14 protein-coding genes are annotated in these 15,643 nt (G+C 69.9%); 5 read left to right on the top strand and 9 right to left on the bottom strand.

Annotated features, from left to right (window positions below):
• Positions 1-5 precede the first annotated feature (5 nt).
• Together ABZV38_RS29905 and ABZV38_RS29900 are read left to right on the top strand one after the other, a co-directional pair.
• On the top strand, positions 6-443 hold the full coding sequence (locus ABZV38_RS29905; protein ID WP_356331558.1) for a DUF742 domain-containing protein: 438 nt from the start codon (positions 6-8) through the stop codon (positions 441-443).
• Positions 424-1,029, top strand: coding sequence for an ATP/GTP-binding protein (locus tag ABZV38_RS29900; protein ID WP_356331557.1), 606 nt, complete (start codon positions 424-426; stop codon positions 1,027-1,029). The genes ABZV38_RS29905 and ABZV38_RS29900 overlap by 20 nt, the downstream gene beginning before the upstream one ends.
• 95 nt (positions 1,030-1,124) lie before the next feature.
• Here ABZV38_RS29900 and glpK read toward each other — a convergent pair whose 3' ends face one another.
• The 6 genes from glpK to ABZV38_RS29870 all read right to left on the bottom strand — a co-directional run bounded on the left by glpK (position 1,125) and on the right by ABZV38_RS29870 (position 6,703).
• Positions 1,125-2,642, bottom strand: coding sequence for a glycerol kinase GlpK (gene glpK / locus ABZV38_RS29895; protein WP_356331556.1), 1,518 nt, complete (start codon positions 2,640-2,642; stop codon positions 1,125-1,127).
• A 66-nt stretch (positions 2,643-2,708) separates the two neighbouring features.
• The gene (locus tag ABZV38_RS29890; protein ID WP_356331555.1) at positions 2,709-3,470 is read right to left on the bottom strand and encodes an MIP/aquaporin family protein; all 762 of its coding nucleotides are present in this window, start codon (positions 3,468-3,470) and stop codon (positions 2,709-2,711) included.
• A gap of 220 nt (positions 3,471-3,690) precedes the next feature.
• Positions 3,691-4,881 carry a lipid-transfer protein gene (locus ABZV38_RS29885; RefSeq protein WP_356331554.1) on the bottom strand — a complete coding sequence of 397 codons (1,191 nt, stop codon included), beginning with the start codon at positions 4,879-4,881 and terminating at the stop codon, positions 3,691-3,693.
• The gene (locus ABZV38_RS29880; protein WP_356331553.1) at positions 4,878-5,366 is read right to left on the bottom strand and encodes a zinc ribbon domain-containing protein; all 489 of its coding nucleotides are present in this window, start codon (positions 5,364-5,366) and stop codon (positions 4,878-4,880) included. The genes ABZV38_RS29885 and ABZV38_RS29880 overlap by 4 nt, the downstream gene beginning before the upstream one ends.
• Positions 5,367-5,415: 49 nt before the next feature.
• Positions 5,416-5,763: a DUF962 domain-containing protein gene (locus ABZV38_RS29875; protein WP_356331552.1), complete on the bottom strand. Its 348-nt coding sequence runs from the start codon at positions 5,761-5,763 to the stop codon at positions 5,416-5,418.
• A 133-nt stretch (positions 5,764-5,896) separates the two neighbouring features.
• Positions 5,897-6,703, bottom strand: coding sequence for a M15 family metallopeptidase (locus ABZV38_RS29870; protein WP_356331551.1), 807 nt, complete (start codon positions 6,701-6,703; stop codon positions 5,897-5,899).
• 132 nt (positions 6,704-6,835) lie between these two features.
• On the opposite strand from ABZV38_RS29870, the gene ABZV38_RS29865 reads away from it, so the two are divergent.
• Positions 6,836-7,357 carry an NUDIX domain-containing protein gene (locus tag ABZV38_RS29865; protein WP_356331550.1) on the top strand — a complete coding sequence of 174 codons (522 nt, stop codon included), beginning with the start codon at positions 6,836-6,838 and terminating at the stop codon, positions 7,355-7,357.
• A 6-nt stretch (positions 7,358-7,363) separates the two neighbouring features.
• Here the strand turns inward: ABZV38_RS29865 and ABZV38_RS29860 are convergent, their stop codons facing one another.
• A complete protein-coding gene (locus ABZV38_RS29860) occupies positions 7,364-9,715 on the bottom strand; it encodes a glycoside hydrolase family 31 protein (RefSeq protein WP_356331549.1) in 2,352 nt (783 codons plus the stop codon).
• Positions 9,716-9,938: 223 nt separating this feature from the next.
• Here ABZV38_RS29860 and ABZV38_RS29855 point away from each other — a divergent pair, with 223 nt between their 5' ends.
• Positions 9,939-11,915 (top strand): acetoacetate--CoA ligase, encoded by a 1,977-nt coding sequence (locus tag ABZV38_RS29855; RefSeq protein WP_356331548.1) that lies wholly within the window; start codon positions 9,939-9,941, stop codon positions 11,913-11,915.
• A 121-nt stretch (positions 11,916-12,036) separates the two neighbouring features.
• Entirely contained in the window at positions 12,037-12,900 is an 864-nt protein-coding gene (locus ABZV38_RS29850; RefSeq protein WP_356331572.1) for a hypothetical protein, read from the top strand.
• Positions 12,901-12,962: 62 nt separating this feature from the next.
• Here ABZV38_RS29850 and ptsP read toward each other — a convergent pair whose 3' ends face one another.
• Together ptsP and ABZV38_RS29840 are read right to left on the bottom strand one after the other, a co-directional pair.
• Entirely contained in the window at positions 12,963-14,633 is a 1,671-nt protein-coding gene (gene ptsP / locus ABZV38_RS29845; protein WP_356331547.1) for a phosphoenolpyruvate--protein phosphotransferase, read from the bottom strand.
• A gap of 76 nt (positions 14,634-14,709) precedes the next feature.
• Positions 14,710-15,159: a PTS glucose transporter subunit IIA gene (locus ABZV38_RS29840; RefSeq protein WP_356331545.1), complete on the bottom strand. Its 450-nt coding sequence runs from the start codon at positions 15,157-15,159 to the stop codon at positions 14,710-14,712.
• Positions 15,160-15,643 lie beyond the last annotated feature (484 nt).

The following is a 15,643-nucleotide window of genomic DNA, read 5'->3' as shown; positions in this document are numbered from 1 at the left end:
ATGGCATGAGCGCTGACTCCCCCCGGGGCACACTCCCCGGATCCCCGGCCGCTTCCGACGATCCGCAGTCGTCGCGCTGGTACGACGCCGAGGCGGGGCCGGTGGTCCGTCCTTATGCGATGACCCGGGGCCGTACCAGCAGCGCGTCCCGCCATCGTCTCGACCTGATCGCGATCGTCGTCCCGGAACCCGCGGCCGACGATCCCGGCCGGAATCAGACGCTCTCCCCGGAACACGTGGAGATCATCGAACTCTGCAATGACATGCCCCAGTCGATCGCCGAGCTGGCGTCCGGTCTGGATCTCCCCGTCGGGGTGGTCCGGGTGCTGGTCGGCGATCTCGTCGAGGACGAACTGGTGCACGTAACCCGTCCCGTTCCGCCGGCCGAGCTGCCGGATGTGAACATTCTCCGCGAGGTGATCAATGGCCTTCGGGCGCTCTAGCCGCAGCACGCGGCCCGTTGAGCCGGTTACCTTGAAAATCCTGGTGGCCGGCGGCTTCGGTGTGGGCAAGACAACGCTGGTGGGCGCAGTCAGCGAGATCAGACCGCTGCGTACGGAGGAGCGGCTGACCGAGGCGGGCCGCCCCGTGGACGACACGGCCGGAGTCGAGGCCAAGACCACCACCACCGTTGCCATGGACTTCGGGCGGATCACGCTCCGCGAGGATCTGGTGCTGTATCTGTTCGGCACACCGGGACAGGACCGGTTCTGGTTCCTCTGGGACGAACTGGCTCAGGGCGCCCTGGGTGCGGTCGTTCTCGCGGACACCCGGCGGCTGGAGGACTGCTTCGCGGCCGTGGACTACTTCGAACGGCGCGAGATCCCGTTCACCGTCGCCGTCAACTGCTTCGAGGGAGCCGACCGGTTCCCGACCCGGACGGTGCAGGCCGCGCTGGACCTCGACCCCGAGGTGCCGGTGCTGATGTGCGACGCGCGCGACCGGTCCTCCGTGCGTGATGTGCTGGTCGCGGTCGTCGAACACGCGCTGGCCCGAGCGGACCGCCTCCGCGAGCCCGCCACCACCTGAGTACGCGGCGGAACGCGGCCCGTACCCCCGCCGACCGGGGTACGGGCCGCGCGTCCTGAAGCCATCCGGCGCCCGGCGGCGTGCGGAGGGGACGGCTACCGCTCGCCGCCGTCCTCCTCCTGCCAGCCCAGGCTCCGCTCCACCGCCTTCCGCCAGTTGTGGTACTCGCGCTCACGGATCTCCGGCTCCATGTGCGGCTGCCACTCCACATCGCGCTGCCAGTGCGTCTTGAGCTCGTCGAGCCCCGACCACACGCCGGTCGCCAGCCCCGCCGCGTACGCCGCGCCCAGACACGTCGTCTCGGAGATCTTCGGCCGGATCACCGGCACCCCCAGCACATCCGCCTGGTGCTGCATGAGCAGCCGGTTGGCCGTCATGCCGCCGTCCACCTTCAGCGTCGTGATGGGCACCCCCGAGTCCTGATACATCGCGTCGACCACCTCACGCGTCTGCCAGCTGGTCGCCTCCAGAACGGCGCGTGCCAGATGCGCCTTGGTGACGTAACGGGTGAGCCCGGTGATGACACCCCGGGCGTCCGAGCGCCAGTACGGGGCGAAGAGCCCGGAGAAGGCGGGCACGATGTACGCCCCACCGTTGTCGTCGACGCTCGCCGCCAGTGTCTCGATCTCCTCGGCGCTCCGGATGATCCCCAACTGGTCGCGGAACCACTGCACCAGCGCCCCGGTGATGGCGATCGACCCCTCCAGGCAGTAGACGGGTGCCTGGTCGCCGATCTTGTAGCCGAGCGTGGTGATCAGCCCGCTCTTCGACGGCACGGGCCTGTTGCCGGTGTTGAGCAGCAGGAAACTCCCGGTGCCGTAGGTGTTCTTGGCGGTACCCGGGTCGTAGCAGGCCTGCCCGAAGACCGCGGCCTGCTGATCGCCGAGTGCGGAGGCCACCGGCACCCCGGCGAGCGCGCCGACCGCGGTCCCGTACACCTCCGACGACGACCGGATCTCCGGAAGCACTGCCTCCGGGACATTCATCGCGGCCAGGATCGACGGATCCCACTCCAGGGTTTCCAGATTCATCAGCATGGTGCGCGAAGCGTTGGTCACATCGGTGACATGGACGCCGCCGTCCGTACCGCCGGTGAGATTCCAGATCAGCCAGGAGTCCATGGTGCCGAAGGCGATCTCACCCCGCTCGGCCCGGCTCCGCAGTCCCGGTACGTTGTCCAGCAGCCAGGCGACCTTGGGGCCGGAGAAGTAACTGGCCAGCGGGAGCCCGGTGATGTCCCGGAAGCGGTCCTGCCCGTCCGCGCCGCCCAGCTGGTGACAGAGCGCGGACGTACGGGTGTCCTGCCAGACGATGGCGTTGTGCACGGGCCGGCCGGTCGCCCGGTCCCAGAGCACGGTCGTCTCGCGCTGGTTGGTGATGCCGAGTGCGCTGAGCTGCTGCGCCCGCAGCCCGGCTGTGGCGAGCGCGCCCGCCACCACAGCTCGCACCGTGGACCAGATCTCGGTGGCGTCGTGTTCCACCCAGCCGGGTTTCGGGAAGATCTGGCGGTGCTCGCGCTGGTCGACGGCAACGATCGCACCGTCCTGATTGAAGATGATGCAGCGGCTGGATGTGGTGCCCTGGTCGATGGCGGCGACAAACCTGTCCGTCATGGCGTCCCCTTGTCGCGAAGTCGAGAACTCGAATTACCGGAGCCTGAATTACCCGCGCCCGAATGGCTAGAATGCGGTGTTGAAGACGACCCCCGCCAGTAACCCGCCCACGAGCGGTCCCACGACCGGGATCCAGGAGTAACTCCAGTCGGAAGTGCCCTTGTTCGGTATCGGCAGCAGGGCGTGCACCAGCCGCGGACCCAGGTCACGGGCCGGATTGATGGCATATCCGGTGGGCCCGCCGAGTGAAAGTCCGATACCGACCACCAGCAGGGACACCAGCAGTACGGAGATCCCGGAGCCGTAGACCCCGGCACCCGCGCCGGCCACCGGGCCGATCCCGATTCCGGCGTTCTTCCCGAAGGCCAGAATCGGCAGCACCAGACCGGTCGTCGCGATGATCTCGGTGACGAGGTTGGCCACCGGACTGCGGATCTCCGGAGCGGTCGAGAAGATCCCCAGTGTCGGCACGGCAGTTTCCTTGTCCGCGTCGGCGCGGAACTGAGCGTAGTACGTGAGCCAGGCCAGCAGCGCGCCGATGACTGCGCCGACCAGCTGTCCCAGGATGTAGAGGGGAACCTTGTCCCACTTCCCGGTGTCGACGGCGATGCCGACCGTCACGGCCGGGTTGAGGTGGCCACCGGAGAGGGGGGCCGCGGTGTACGCACCGGCCAGGACACCGAAGCCCCATCCGAAGGCGATCACCACCCACCCCGCGGCCCTGGCTTTCGAATGGTGGAGGGTGACAGCGGCGCACACACCTGCGCCGAACAGAATGAGGATCGCCGTTCCGATGACTTCCCCGACGAATATGTCTCCATTGCTCATGGCGCTCCTAGGGTTTGTCCGGCGGATCGCGCCGGGCGCTTCCATGGCTTCCGTGACGAGCGTGGTGACCAAGTCGATCTGCCGCAGAGCGGGAGTGGCGACAGTGACTGAGCAAGGAGTTTTCACGGGTGCTGATCGGTCGTCAAGAATGCTGACAACAAGCCCAGTTCACAGCACACGCATCGGACAGTTCGGCAGGGAGTGAGGTGCCCGGCATCCCTCAGCGGACCGCGACGACTGCGGAACCGTGCCCGAACAGCCCCTGATTCGCGGTGATTCCGGCGCGCGCACCCGGAATCTGTCGCTCCGCCGCCGCGCCGCGCAGCTGCCAGGTCAGCTCACAGACCTGCGCGATGGCCTGCGCCGGCACGGCCTCTCCGAAGGAGGCGAGCCCTCCGCTCGGGTTGACCGGGATGCGTCCGCCGAGCGCCGTGGCCCCTTCGCGTACGAGCTTGGCACCCTCCCCCGCCGCACACAGTCCGATGTCCTCGTACCACTCCAGCTCCAGAGCGGTGGAGAGGTCGTACACCTCGGCGAGGGACAGCTCATCCGGCCCGAGGCCCGCCTCCTCGTACGCCGCCCGGGCGATCGACGCGCGAAAGCTCTCCTGCGCGGGCTCCACCGCGATTGCCGAATCGGTCGCGATGTCCGGAAGATCGAGTACGGCCTTCGGGTAGGTGGGCGTCACGGTGGAGACGGCGCGGATACGGACCGGATCGGCTGCCCCGTGGCGACGCGCGAACTCCATGCTGGACATGACGACCGCCGCCGCCCCGTCGGACGTCGCGCAGATGTCGAGCAACCGCAGCGGATCGGCGACCACGGCGGACGCGGCGACCTGCTCGGCGGTCACCGGCGCGCGGTAGCGGGCATTGCGGTTCAATGCGCCGGCCGCCGCGTTCTTCACCTTGACCAGGGCGAAGTCGTCCGGAGTGTCCCCGTACAGGGTCATCCGGCGGCGGGCATACAGCGCGAAGTAGGCCGGATTGGTCGCACCGAGCACCCGGAAGCGCAGCCAGTCGGGATCGTCGGGCCGGTCGCCGCCCGCCGGAGCGAAGAACCCCTTGGGCGCCGCATCCGCACCCACCACGAGCACCACATCGGCCATGCCCGCCAGGATCTGCGCCCTGGCCGTGTTGATGGCCTGGGCACCTGACGCGCAGGCCGCGTACACACTGGTGACCCGTGCGCCCTGCCAGCCCAGCGCCTGCGCGAACGTCGCACCGGCCACATAGCCCGGATAGCCGCCGCGCACGGTGTCCGCGCCGACCACGGACTGGACGTCCTGCCAGCCGATCCCCGCATCGCTGAGTGCGGCTCGCGCCGCGACCGTGCCGTACTCGACGAAACTGCGCCCCCACTTGCCCCACGGATGCATCCCGGCCCCGAGGACCGCCACATCCCCGGTCATGCCGCACCGCCCCGGTCCGTGCCCGCGGCGGTGGTCACGGGCTGCCAGTGCCAGGTGGTCCACACGGTTCCCCCGCCCTGGGGCGCATCCTCGTTCAGGACCCCCGGAACCACCTCGACGGTCATCCCGACCGCCAGATCACCGATGTCCACCCCCGGTGCCGCCTGTCCGAGCACCACCATGCGCTCCGCCGCGAGCTCGACGGCGATCAGGACATAGGGCTCCCAGGGGGTGTCCGGGTCGGAGGCATACGGGGCAGGGGGGCGGTAGCGGCCGTCGGTGTACGACCAGACGGTGCCGCACCGGGAGAGCGGCACCTCGACCAGCTCGCCGCTGGTGCAGCCCGGATTGCGGCAGTACGTGTCCTGGCGCGGGAAGAAGACCGACGAGCAGGCGCTGCAGCGTGTGCCCAGCAGCCGGAAGTCCTTCTCGGCGGTGCCCTCGGCGAACCAACCGGCCACCACGGGTGTGCGCGTGCGCGACAAAGTCCCTCCCCGGCACTGGATCTGACGGAACGTCAGAAGTGTGCCACGGTCAGCCGTTCTCGGCGAGCCACTTGGCGGCGGTCTCCGCCAGCTCCCTGTCGCGCCCGGCCAGCATCATCCGGATCATCTGCACATCGCCGCGCAGCGACCACGCGGGGTGCCCGAAGGTGGCCGGATTGTTCTTCTCGATCAGAAAATGCGCGGGCCAGGCCGTGCCGTAGCCGATCAGGGGGAGCGCCGCCGCGTACCGCTTGCGGCCCCGGGCCAGACCGTAGACGGTGACCGCGAGACCGGTCAGGGTCCCCGTCAGATGGACCCACCGGGTGGCGGCCCTGGAGTGCATCGCCACGTAGTAGGGCCAGAACTCTTCGTACGAATCGAACGTCTGCTGTGACATACGGGCACCGTAACGGCTGGGAGAGCAACCGGATACGGCCGATCCACGTCCGAGAGGAAGAACGGGCGGCCGGAACCCACGGGGGTGGTCCCGGCCGCCCGTCCGCCTGCACCGGCCCGGTGCGGTGCGGACCTCAGTGTCCGGCGACGGACCTCCTGGCCACCGGGAAGTCGAAGTAGGTGTCCGGAAACAGCTCGGGCTTGAAGGTGTAGTGCCACCATTCCTCGGCCAGATTCACGAACCCGGCGTCGGCGAGCGTCGTCTTCAGGAACTGCCGATTGGCCCGCTGCACGCCCTGGATCCGCGGGTCGTCGGTATGCGACAGCGTGTCGAAGCAGTCGAATCCGGTGCCCATGTCCACCGAGTTGTCGGGGAAGCGCTCGGCCTGCGACGCGTAGCAGGGCACCAACCTCTCGCCCGGCCGGTACGGCCTGGTCGGCACGGCGGGCAGCCTCACCAGCGTCAGGTCCACCGTGCTGCCCCGGCTGTGCCCGGACTTCTCCGCGATGTAACCGTCCGCAAACAGCCGCGTCTTGTCGGCCTGGGGGTAGAACTCGCCCTTCATGGCCTCGTCGTCGAGATCCTTCGCCCACCGTACGAAGTGGTCGACGGCCCGCTGAGGCCGGTAGCAGTCGTACACCTTCAAGGAGTACCCCTGGCGCAGCAGCCGTGTCTGCGCCCGGTGGAGGGCCTGGGCCGCGGGCCGGGTCAGGATGCAGACCGGCCGGCGGTACCCGTCGACCGGTTCGCCCATGAAGTTGTGCCCGGTGGGGTAGCGCATCTCCTGGATGATCGTGGGGTCCACCGAACGAAGTGCGACGAACTCATCGGGGGCCTTCGGCTCGGCCTGGGCCTGTGCCGGCGGGGAGGCGACGGTGAAGACGAGCAGGGTGGCGGCAGCGGCTGCCAGGACGCGGAAAGCGGAAGCAGTACCTGTCATGAGCGCATCATTCATCAGTCGCGGGGGTGTCGGCAGGATGATCGGATACAGTCCGCGCGTGTCCGCGCCCGAGGAGAAGACCGAGCCAAGGAACCAGCGCAGCAAAGCGTGGAGGAAAAGGTGCAGCGACCGATGAAGGACTCCCACTGCGACAGCTGCGGCACGCCGTACCCCCGGCCCTCGCCGGGATCCACCGGCACCTGGCCCCGCACCTGTACCGCCTGCGGCGCGATCGCTTACCGCAACCCGCTGCCGGTCGCCGTCGCCCTGGTCCCCGTCACCGACCGGGAAGGCACCGCCCTCGTCGTCGTCACCCGCACCATCGAACCCCGGCGCGGCGGCCTCGCCCTGCCCGGCGGCTTCATCGACCACGCCGAGGACTGGCGGCACGCGGTCGTACGGGAACTGCGCGAGGAGACCGGTATCGAAGCCGACCAGCAGGACGTACGCCTCGCCGACGCCCTCAGCGCACCGGACGGCCACCTTCTCCTCTTCGGCCTGCTCCCGCCACGCCCGGTCGCCTCCCTCCCCCCGTCCGCGCCCACCGACGAGACCGCCGGCCACAGCCTGCTCCGCGCCCCCGCCGAACTGGCCTTCCCGCTGCACACCCTGGCCGCCCGCGCCTGGTTCGAAGGCCGCTACGACCAGCGCTGACAGGCATCACACCCCTCGTATCCGGACCGGGCACGTCACCTCGCCCTCGCCGCCCTCCAGCTCCACCACGACCTGCCCGCCCACCAGCCGCGCTGTGTACCGCTCGACCTCAGCCTGCTCCCAGCCGTCACCCGCGTCACGGACGACCAGACCACCCCCGGTACGCCCGGCAACCGGAGTCCACACCTCAAGTTCCAGATTCCCGTCCGCGCCCCGCACCGGAATCACGGACCCCGCCCGCACCAGCACCGGCACCCGCGACAGCGGCGCTTCGACCAGCACCTGCCCCGGCCCCTCGTACACCTCGCCGGTCGCCATGTCGTACCACCGTCCCCGCGGCAGCCGCACCGCCCGGCGATCCGTCCCCCGCTCCAGCACCGGCGCCACCAGCAACGCATCCCCCAGCAAGAACGCGTCCTCGCACTCCCGCAGCGCGCGGTCCCCGGGCGCCCCCCACCACAGGGGCCGCACATACGGCGCGCCCGTCAGCCGGGCCAGCTGGGCCAGCGTCACAAAGTACGGATGCAGCCGCTCCCGCTCCACCAGCGCCGCCCTCGCGTGCTCCAGCACCTCGGGCCCGAACTCCCACGGCTCCCGCCGCCCCGCGTCCATCGCCGCGTGCGTACGGAACAACGGCAGCCAGGCACCCAGTTGGAACCACCGCAGATACAGCTCGGGGGACGGCGACCCGTCGAACCCGCCCACATCGGGGCCCGAATACGGCACCCCGCACAGGCCAAGGCCCAGCACCAGCGACAGCGAGGCACGCAACCCCGGCCAGCCCGTCGCCACATCGCCGGACCACGTGCCCCCGTACCGTTGCATCCCCGCCCAGCCGGAGCGCGAGAACTGGAAGGGCCGCTCGTCCGGCCGCAATCGGCGGAGCCCCTCGTATCCGGCCCTCGCCATCGCCAGCCCGTACACATTGTGGGCCTCCCGGTGATCACCCCCGCGGCCCTCCAGGGAGTGCCGGGCCGAACGCGGCAGCGTCGGGTCGCCGAACGCCGAGAACGACACCGGTTCGTTCATGTCGTGCCACACACCGGAGAACCCCTGTGCCAGCCGCTCCTCATACAGACCGCCCCACCACTCCCGCACCTGCGGATCGGTGAAGTCCGGATACACGCACTCACCGGGCCACACCTCCCCGCGCACCGTCCGCCCCCGCGCGTCCCGGACGAACGCGCCGGCCCCACCGACCGCGGAACCGGAGTCGAACACCGCATTCCCCGGCAGCGCCCTCACCGCCGGATCGACGATGGACACCAGTCGCACCCCGTCCTCCCGCAACTCCTTCGCCAGCCGCGGCAGGTCGGGGAACCGTGACCGGTCGACGGTGAAGACCTGGTGCCCGTCGTAGTGATCGATGTCCAGATGCAGAACGGACAGCGGCAGGCCCTGCTCCCGGTACCCGGCGACGACTCGCCGCACCTCACGCTCACTGCCGAACCCCCACCGGGCGTGCTGGGGACCCAGCGCCCAGGACGGCGGCAGCGCCGGCGCACCCGTCAGCGCCGTCCAGCCCTGCAGCACCCGGGCCGGCGTACCCGCCACCACCCAGCAGCGCAGCGGCCCCCCGTCCATCCGCACCTCGCAACGGCCCGGACGGTCATGGCCGGACCCCGCGCCCTCTTCACCCTCGCGCAGCGTCACCCGTCCCGCCCAGGTGTTGTCGTGGAACGCCAGATGCGTCCCCGCGTCCGAGACCACCAGCTGCACCGGCATCGTCAGATACAGCGGGTCGTCACCGGGTCCGAAGCGCCCGCCCGGATCGGTGTTCCACAGCTCGTACACGCCGTCGCGCAGCCGCGGCCCCGACGCCCGCCCGCCGAGCCCGAAGAACCGGGCGTCCGCCGGCACCTCGGACCGCTGCACCCACCGGGCCGGACCACCCGCCGCCGGCTCCCACCAGCGCGGTGGCAGTTCCCGCCGGAGCACCACGCCGCCCGGCGTACGCAGCTCCACCGCCCCGTGCCGGGACACCACCACCGTCATCCGCTCCGAGACCACCTGCCAGCCGCCGTCCTTGTCCGGCTCCAGCACAGCCCGCGGATCCGGCTCCGGCGCCGGACCCGGCAGCGCGTACGACGGCAGCGGCTCCGCCCCGTCCCACGCCCAGAACACGGCACCACCCACCGCGACCCGTATGCGCAGCTCCGAACGGGCGAACCTCACAAGACCGCCACCGGGCCCGGGCTCCGCCCCCACCAGGAGACCCGGCACCCTCGCCCGCTCCGCACGCCGCGGCGGCAGCGCGCGCGCATCCGCACGCTGCCGCCGCCAGGCCGAGCGCACCGTGCGCAGCCCCTGCACCGAACCCACCATTTTTACCGAGCGCACCAGGTCACGACCGTTCATGCAGCTCACCCTGCCACCTGACGGAGCGGCGGTGGGCTTCGTTCAACTTCCGTTCACCCGTGGCCGGACCACATACCCGGACAGGCAACCATGGGCAGGGAACCCTGGTGCGGAAGACGATCACATGGCATCGTCCGTGAAAGCCGCCTCACGCGCACACCCCAGCACGTGTGCGCGTGAACCACGCCCACCCCGCGTACCCGTACAGCCAGGGAGCCGCCCCATGACCTCAGCAGCGAACGAAGCCCCCCTCTGGCAGCCCGACGCCGAGCGCATCGCCGCCGCGGCGGTCACCCGCTTCCAGAGCTGGGCGGCCGAGCGGTACGGCGCACCGGCCGACGGCGGCTACCCGGCGCTGCACCGCTGGTCCGTCGACGAGCTGGACACCTTCTGGCGGGCCGTCGCCGACTGGTTCGACGTACGGTTCTCCACCCCGTACGAGACCGTCATCGGCGACCGCACCATGCCCGGCGCCCAATGGTTCCCCGGCGCCACCCTCAACTACGCGGAACACGCCCTGCGTGCCGCGGAGGACCCCCTGCGCGCCGGTGCCCCGGCCCTCATCCACGTCGACGAGACCCACGCCCAGGCCCCGGTCAGCTGGTCCGAACTGCGCCGCCAGGTCGGCTCCCTCGCCGCCGAACTCCGCGCACTCGGGGTCCGCCCCGGCGACCGCGTCAGCGGCTACCTCCCCAATATCCCGCAGTCGGTCGTCGCGCTCCTGGCCACCGCGGCCGTCGGCGGCGTCTGGACTTCCTGCGCCCCGGACTTCGGCGCCCGCAGCGTCCTCGACCGCTTCCAGCAGGTCGAACCCGTCGTCCTCTTTGCCGTCGACGGCTACCGCTACGGCGGCAAGGAACACGACCGCACCGACACGGTCGCCGAACTGCGCGGCGAACTGCCCACCCTGCGCGCCGTCGTCCACATCCCGCTGCTGGGCACCCCTGCCCCCGAAGGCGCCCTGGAATGGTCCGCCCTCACCTCCGCGGACACCGAACCCGTCTTCGAGCAGGTCCCCTTCGACCACCCGCTGTGGGTGCTGTACTCCTCAGGTACCACCGGACTTCCCAAGGCGATCGTCCAGTCCCAGGGCGGCATCCTCCTCGAACACTTCAAGCAGCTCGGACTGCACTGCGACCTCGGGCCCGACGACCGCTTCTTCTGGTACACCTCCACCGGCTGGATGATGTGGAACTTCCTCGTCTCCGGCCTGCTCACCGGCACCACGGTCGTGCTGTACGACGGAAGCCCCGGCTACCCCGACGTCAGCGCCCAGTGGCGCGTCGCGGAACAGACCGGCGCCACCCTCTTCGGCACCTCCGCCGCCTATGTGATGGCGTGCCGCAAGGCCGACGTCCACCCGGGCCGCGACCTCGACCTCTCGCGCATCCAGTGCGTGGCCACCACCGGTTCCCCGCTCCCGCCCGACGGATTCCGCTGGCTCCACGACGAAGTCGCCGACGACCTCTGGATCGCCTCCGTCAGCGGCGGCACGGACGTCTGCAGTTGCTTCGCCGGCGCCGTTCCGACCCTGCCTGTCCACATCGGCGAACTCCAGGCGCCCTGCCTCGGTACGGACCTCCAGTCCTGGGACCCCGCTGGGAAGCCGCTCATCGGCGAGGTCGGCGAACTCGTCGTCACCAACCCGCTGCCCTCCATGCCGATCCACTTCTGGAACGACCCCGACGGCAGCCGCTACCGGGACAGCTACTTCGAGATGTATCCGGGCGTCTGGCGCCACGGCGACTGGATCACCCTCACCGACCACGGCTCCGTCATCATCCACGGCCGCTCGGACTCCACCCTCAACCGCCAGGGCGTACGGATGGGCTCCGCCGACATCTACGAAGCCGTCGAACGCCTCCCCGAGATCCGCGAATCCCTGGTCATCGGCCTCGAAGAGCCCGAGGGCGGCTACTGGATGCCGCTCTTCGTCCACCTCGCCGATGGTGCCGCCCTCGACGACGGCCTGCGCGACCGCATCAAACAGACCATCCGCGAGAATCTCTCGCCGCGGCACGTCCCGGACGAGATCATCGAGGTCCCCGGCATCCCGCACACGCTCACCGGCAAGCGCATCGAGGTTCCGGTCAAGCGCCTCCTCCAGGGAACAGCCCTGGCCAAGGCGGTCAATCCCGGCTCGATCGACAACCTCGAACTGCTCCACTTCTACGAGGACCTGGCCCGCAAGCGCCGCTGAAAGCCGGCGCTGTCAGTGCCTCTGATTACTCTGAGTGAGCAATGTTCGACAGTGCACTGGGGGAGTCGTGGCGCACACCGGGAACACCAGGAACACCGCCTATCGGCGGACCGGCACATCGATGCGACGCATGCTGCGCCGCGAAGCACCGAGCACCATCGGCCTCCTGGCCGACGAGCAGGACTTCGCGGCCATGCGGCGCTACCGCACCTTCACCTTCGACGACCACACCGTCTACCTGCAGCAGGTCGAAGGCCTGCTCAAAACGCTCGCGGCCCAGGGCATGCACACCACCGTGGCCCTCTTCGACCCGGAGGATTACGCGGAGTTCTGCGCCGAATCCGGCCTTGCCGCCGACGCCCCGGCCAGCCGCAGCCGATTCACCGCCGAAATCGCCGCGACCGGAGCCACGGTGGCGTACACCGGACAACCCATCGACACGCTGATCCCGCTCCTCGTCAGCCGAGCGGTCCGGCTGGCCACGTGGGAGTACGCCACGACGCTCCTGTCCGGCCTCGGCGCATGCGCCGACTGCGGCCATGACATCGGCCGCGCCGCCTTCGACCGGGCGTCCCACCTCCTGATGCGCACGCTGGAGACGGCAGGCCCGGGCACGCACCACGTGGTGTGCAGCACCCCCACGGAGAACGAACAGCTCCTCGCCGTCCTCCACACCGAGCGCGGCACGACGGGTCCGGCTCGCCTCGATTCGGGGGAAGGAGCAGAGTTCGTCACCGTTCTCGCCGTCGGCGTGGCCCTCGAGAGTCACGGCGGACTCGTACTCCGTACCAGCAACCCCGGGTCCCCCGACCGCGTCCATGGCTGGCGCCTGACCCGCGGCGGCCTCGTACCGCTCACCGCCGGTGAGGTCTTCAGCGCCTACTGCACCGACGCGGACACCGGCGATCCGGTCTCCCCGGAGTCCGGCGTGGAGTACTGCGCAGGGTTCGACATCGGCGCCGACGAACCGGAGGAACACCGCTGACACAGCGAAGGGGCTTCCCGCCATGTCAGGCGGGAAGCCCCCTTCACCAACCGCTCCGCGGGCTACTCGCCCGACAGCACCGCCTGAGCCGCGAGCCGCGCCTCGTCGGCAGAGTCCGCCGCACGTGCGGCAGCAGCGGCACGCTCGCACTGCGCGAGCGTGTACTTCGCCAGCGTGGCGCGGACATAAGGAATGGACGCGGCACCCATCGACAGGGAGGTGACACCCAGACCGGTCAGCACGCAGGCGAGCAGCGGATCGGCGGCAGCCTCACCACACACACCACAGCTCTTTCCCTCGGCCTTGGCGGCGTCAGCCGACAGCGCCACCAGATCGAGCAGTGCGGGCTGCCACGGATCCTGCAGCCGCGACACCGCCCCCACCTGACGGTCGGCGGCGAAGGTGTACTGCGCCAGGTCATTGGTGCCCAGCGACAGGAACTCCACCTCCTGCAGGATCGAGCGGGCGCGAAGAGCAGCGGACGGAATCTCCACCATCGCACCGAACTTCGCCTGCAGCCCGGCCGCCCGGCACGCGTCGGCGAACGCCTTCGCATCCGTGCGGTCCGCCACCATCGGAGCCATGACCTCGAGATAGACCGGAAGCCCCTCGGCCGCCTTCGCCAGCGCGGTCAGCTGGGTCCGCAGCACTTCGGGATGGTCCAGGAGGGTACGAAGCCCACGCACACCCAGCGCCGGGTTCGGCTCGTCCGCGGGCGTCAGGAAGTCGAGCGGCTTGTCCGCGCCGGCGTCCAGCACCCGCACCACGACGCGCCCCGCGGGGAACGCCTCCAGCACTGCGCGGTACGCCGCGACCTGCTTCTCCTCGGACGGCGCCTGCTTGCTGTCATCCAGGAACAGGAACTCGGTGCGGAACAGACCCACACCCTCGGCACCGGCCTCGACCGCCGCCGGCACATCGCCGGGCCCGCCCACATTGGCGAGCAGCGGCACCCTGTGACCGTCGGATGTCGCACCCGGACCGGTGGAAGCGGACAGCGCGGCCTTGCGGGCCGCGGCGGCGCTCTCCATCTCCGCGCGCTTCGCCTCGCTCGGCTCGACGAAGATCTCGCCGGTGCTGCCGTCCACCGCGATGACCGTGCCCTCGGCCAGCTCACCGGCACCGGGGAGAGCCACCACGGCCGGCACACCGAGCGCCCGCGCCAGAATCGCGCTGTGACTGGTCGGTCCGCCCTCCTCGGTGACAAATCCGAGCACCAGAGCGGGGTCGAGCAGTGCCGTGTCGGCAGGCGCCAGGTCGCGTGCGATCAGTACGTACGGCTCGTCGCTGTCCGGCACACCCGGCATCGGCACACCGAGCAGCCGCGCCACGATCCGGTTGCGCACATCGTCGAGGTCTGCGACCCGTCCCGCCAGATACTCGCCGGCACCGGCCAGCAGAGCCCGGTACGAGGCGAAGGCGTCGTACACCGCACGCTCGGCGCTGCTCCCGACGGCGATGCGCCGGTCCACGTCGGCCATGAGCTCGGGGTCCTGGGCCATCAGAGCCTGCGCCTCGAGTACCGCCTGCGCCTCGCCGCCCGCCAGATTGCCTCGGGCATTCAGGTCGGCCGCAACGGCGTCCACGGCCTGGCGAGCACGCCCCTGCTCGCGCTCGGCCTCCTCCGCGGGAATCCGTTTGGTCGGCGGCTCGAGTACAGCCGTACCCATGTGCCGAACCTCGCCGATCGCCACACCGTGGCTCACGCCGACGCCTCGCAGCGTTGTCTCCATTTCACCCGTCTCAGATTGTGCGGCGATCCGTGCCACCGCGGTGGATGTCCAGTCGGCTCTTACTGCGCCGAACGCGTCACCGCCAGTCGAACAGTGTGTCGCCAACCTTGACATCGCCGTCTTCGCGGACGTCGGAGAGGGAGTCGACCGTGGCCTCCAGCGCCACGATCGGGCAGATAGGGGACTTGCCGGCCTCCTCCACGGCAGCCGGGTTCCATCGCACGATGCTCTGGCCCCGCGTGACCGTGTCACCCTTGTTGACGAGCAGCTCGAAGCCCTCGCCGTTGAGCTGAACGGTGTCGATGCCCAGGTGCACCAGCACCCCGTGCCCTTGCCCGTCCACGACGACGAAGGCGTGCGGGTGAAGGGAGACAACGATCCCGTCCACGGGCGAAACGGCCTCCGACGCCTCGCGCACGGGGTCGATAGCCGTTCCGGGACCGACCATCGCACCGGAGAAGACCGGGTCGGGTACCGCAGCGAGTCCGATGGCGCGTCCGTCAAGAGGGGACGTCACAGTGGTCATAGGGAGCCTCCCAGGGTGGAGCTTCAATGGGGCCGCCGCGGCTTGCAGGGGACGGCGTACTGTTCAGCAGCGTAAGTCATAAGAAGTCCCGGTTCCGCCCGAGTCCAATGGGTTCGCAGACCTAGGGGGGCACCGGAAACGATTTGCCTCGACTCCCAGCGGCCTGTACTGTCGTACTCCTGCCTGGCCCCAGCACGCCATCGCGTCGGGGCCGGCGGCAACTCTTAAGCCCAAACCCTAACCCGGATTCAGCTTCTGCATGCCTGCAGGACTGGTCAAGGGAAACGGAAATGGCCTGATAGAGTCGGGCTCGCCGGAAAGGGAAACGCGAAAGCGAAGAACTGGAAAGCGCAGCAAAAATTCTCCTGCTATGCGGGGGGCCGCTTCGGCCGGGAATCGGACACGAAAGAGTCTGATAGAGTCGGAAACGCAAGACCGAAGGGAAAGCCCGGAGGAAAGCCCGAGAGGGTGAGTACAAAGGAAG

The organism is Streptomyces sp. NPDC005181 (assembly GCF_040608395.1).
In the GTDB taxonomy this organism is placed as follows: Bacteria; Actinomycetota; Actinomycetes; order Streptomycetales; family Streptomycetaceae; genus Streptomyces.
This window is presented reverse-complemented; position numbering and strand designations above follow the sequence as displayed.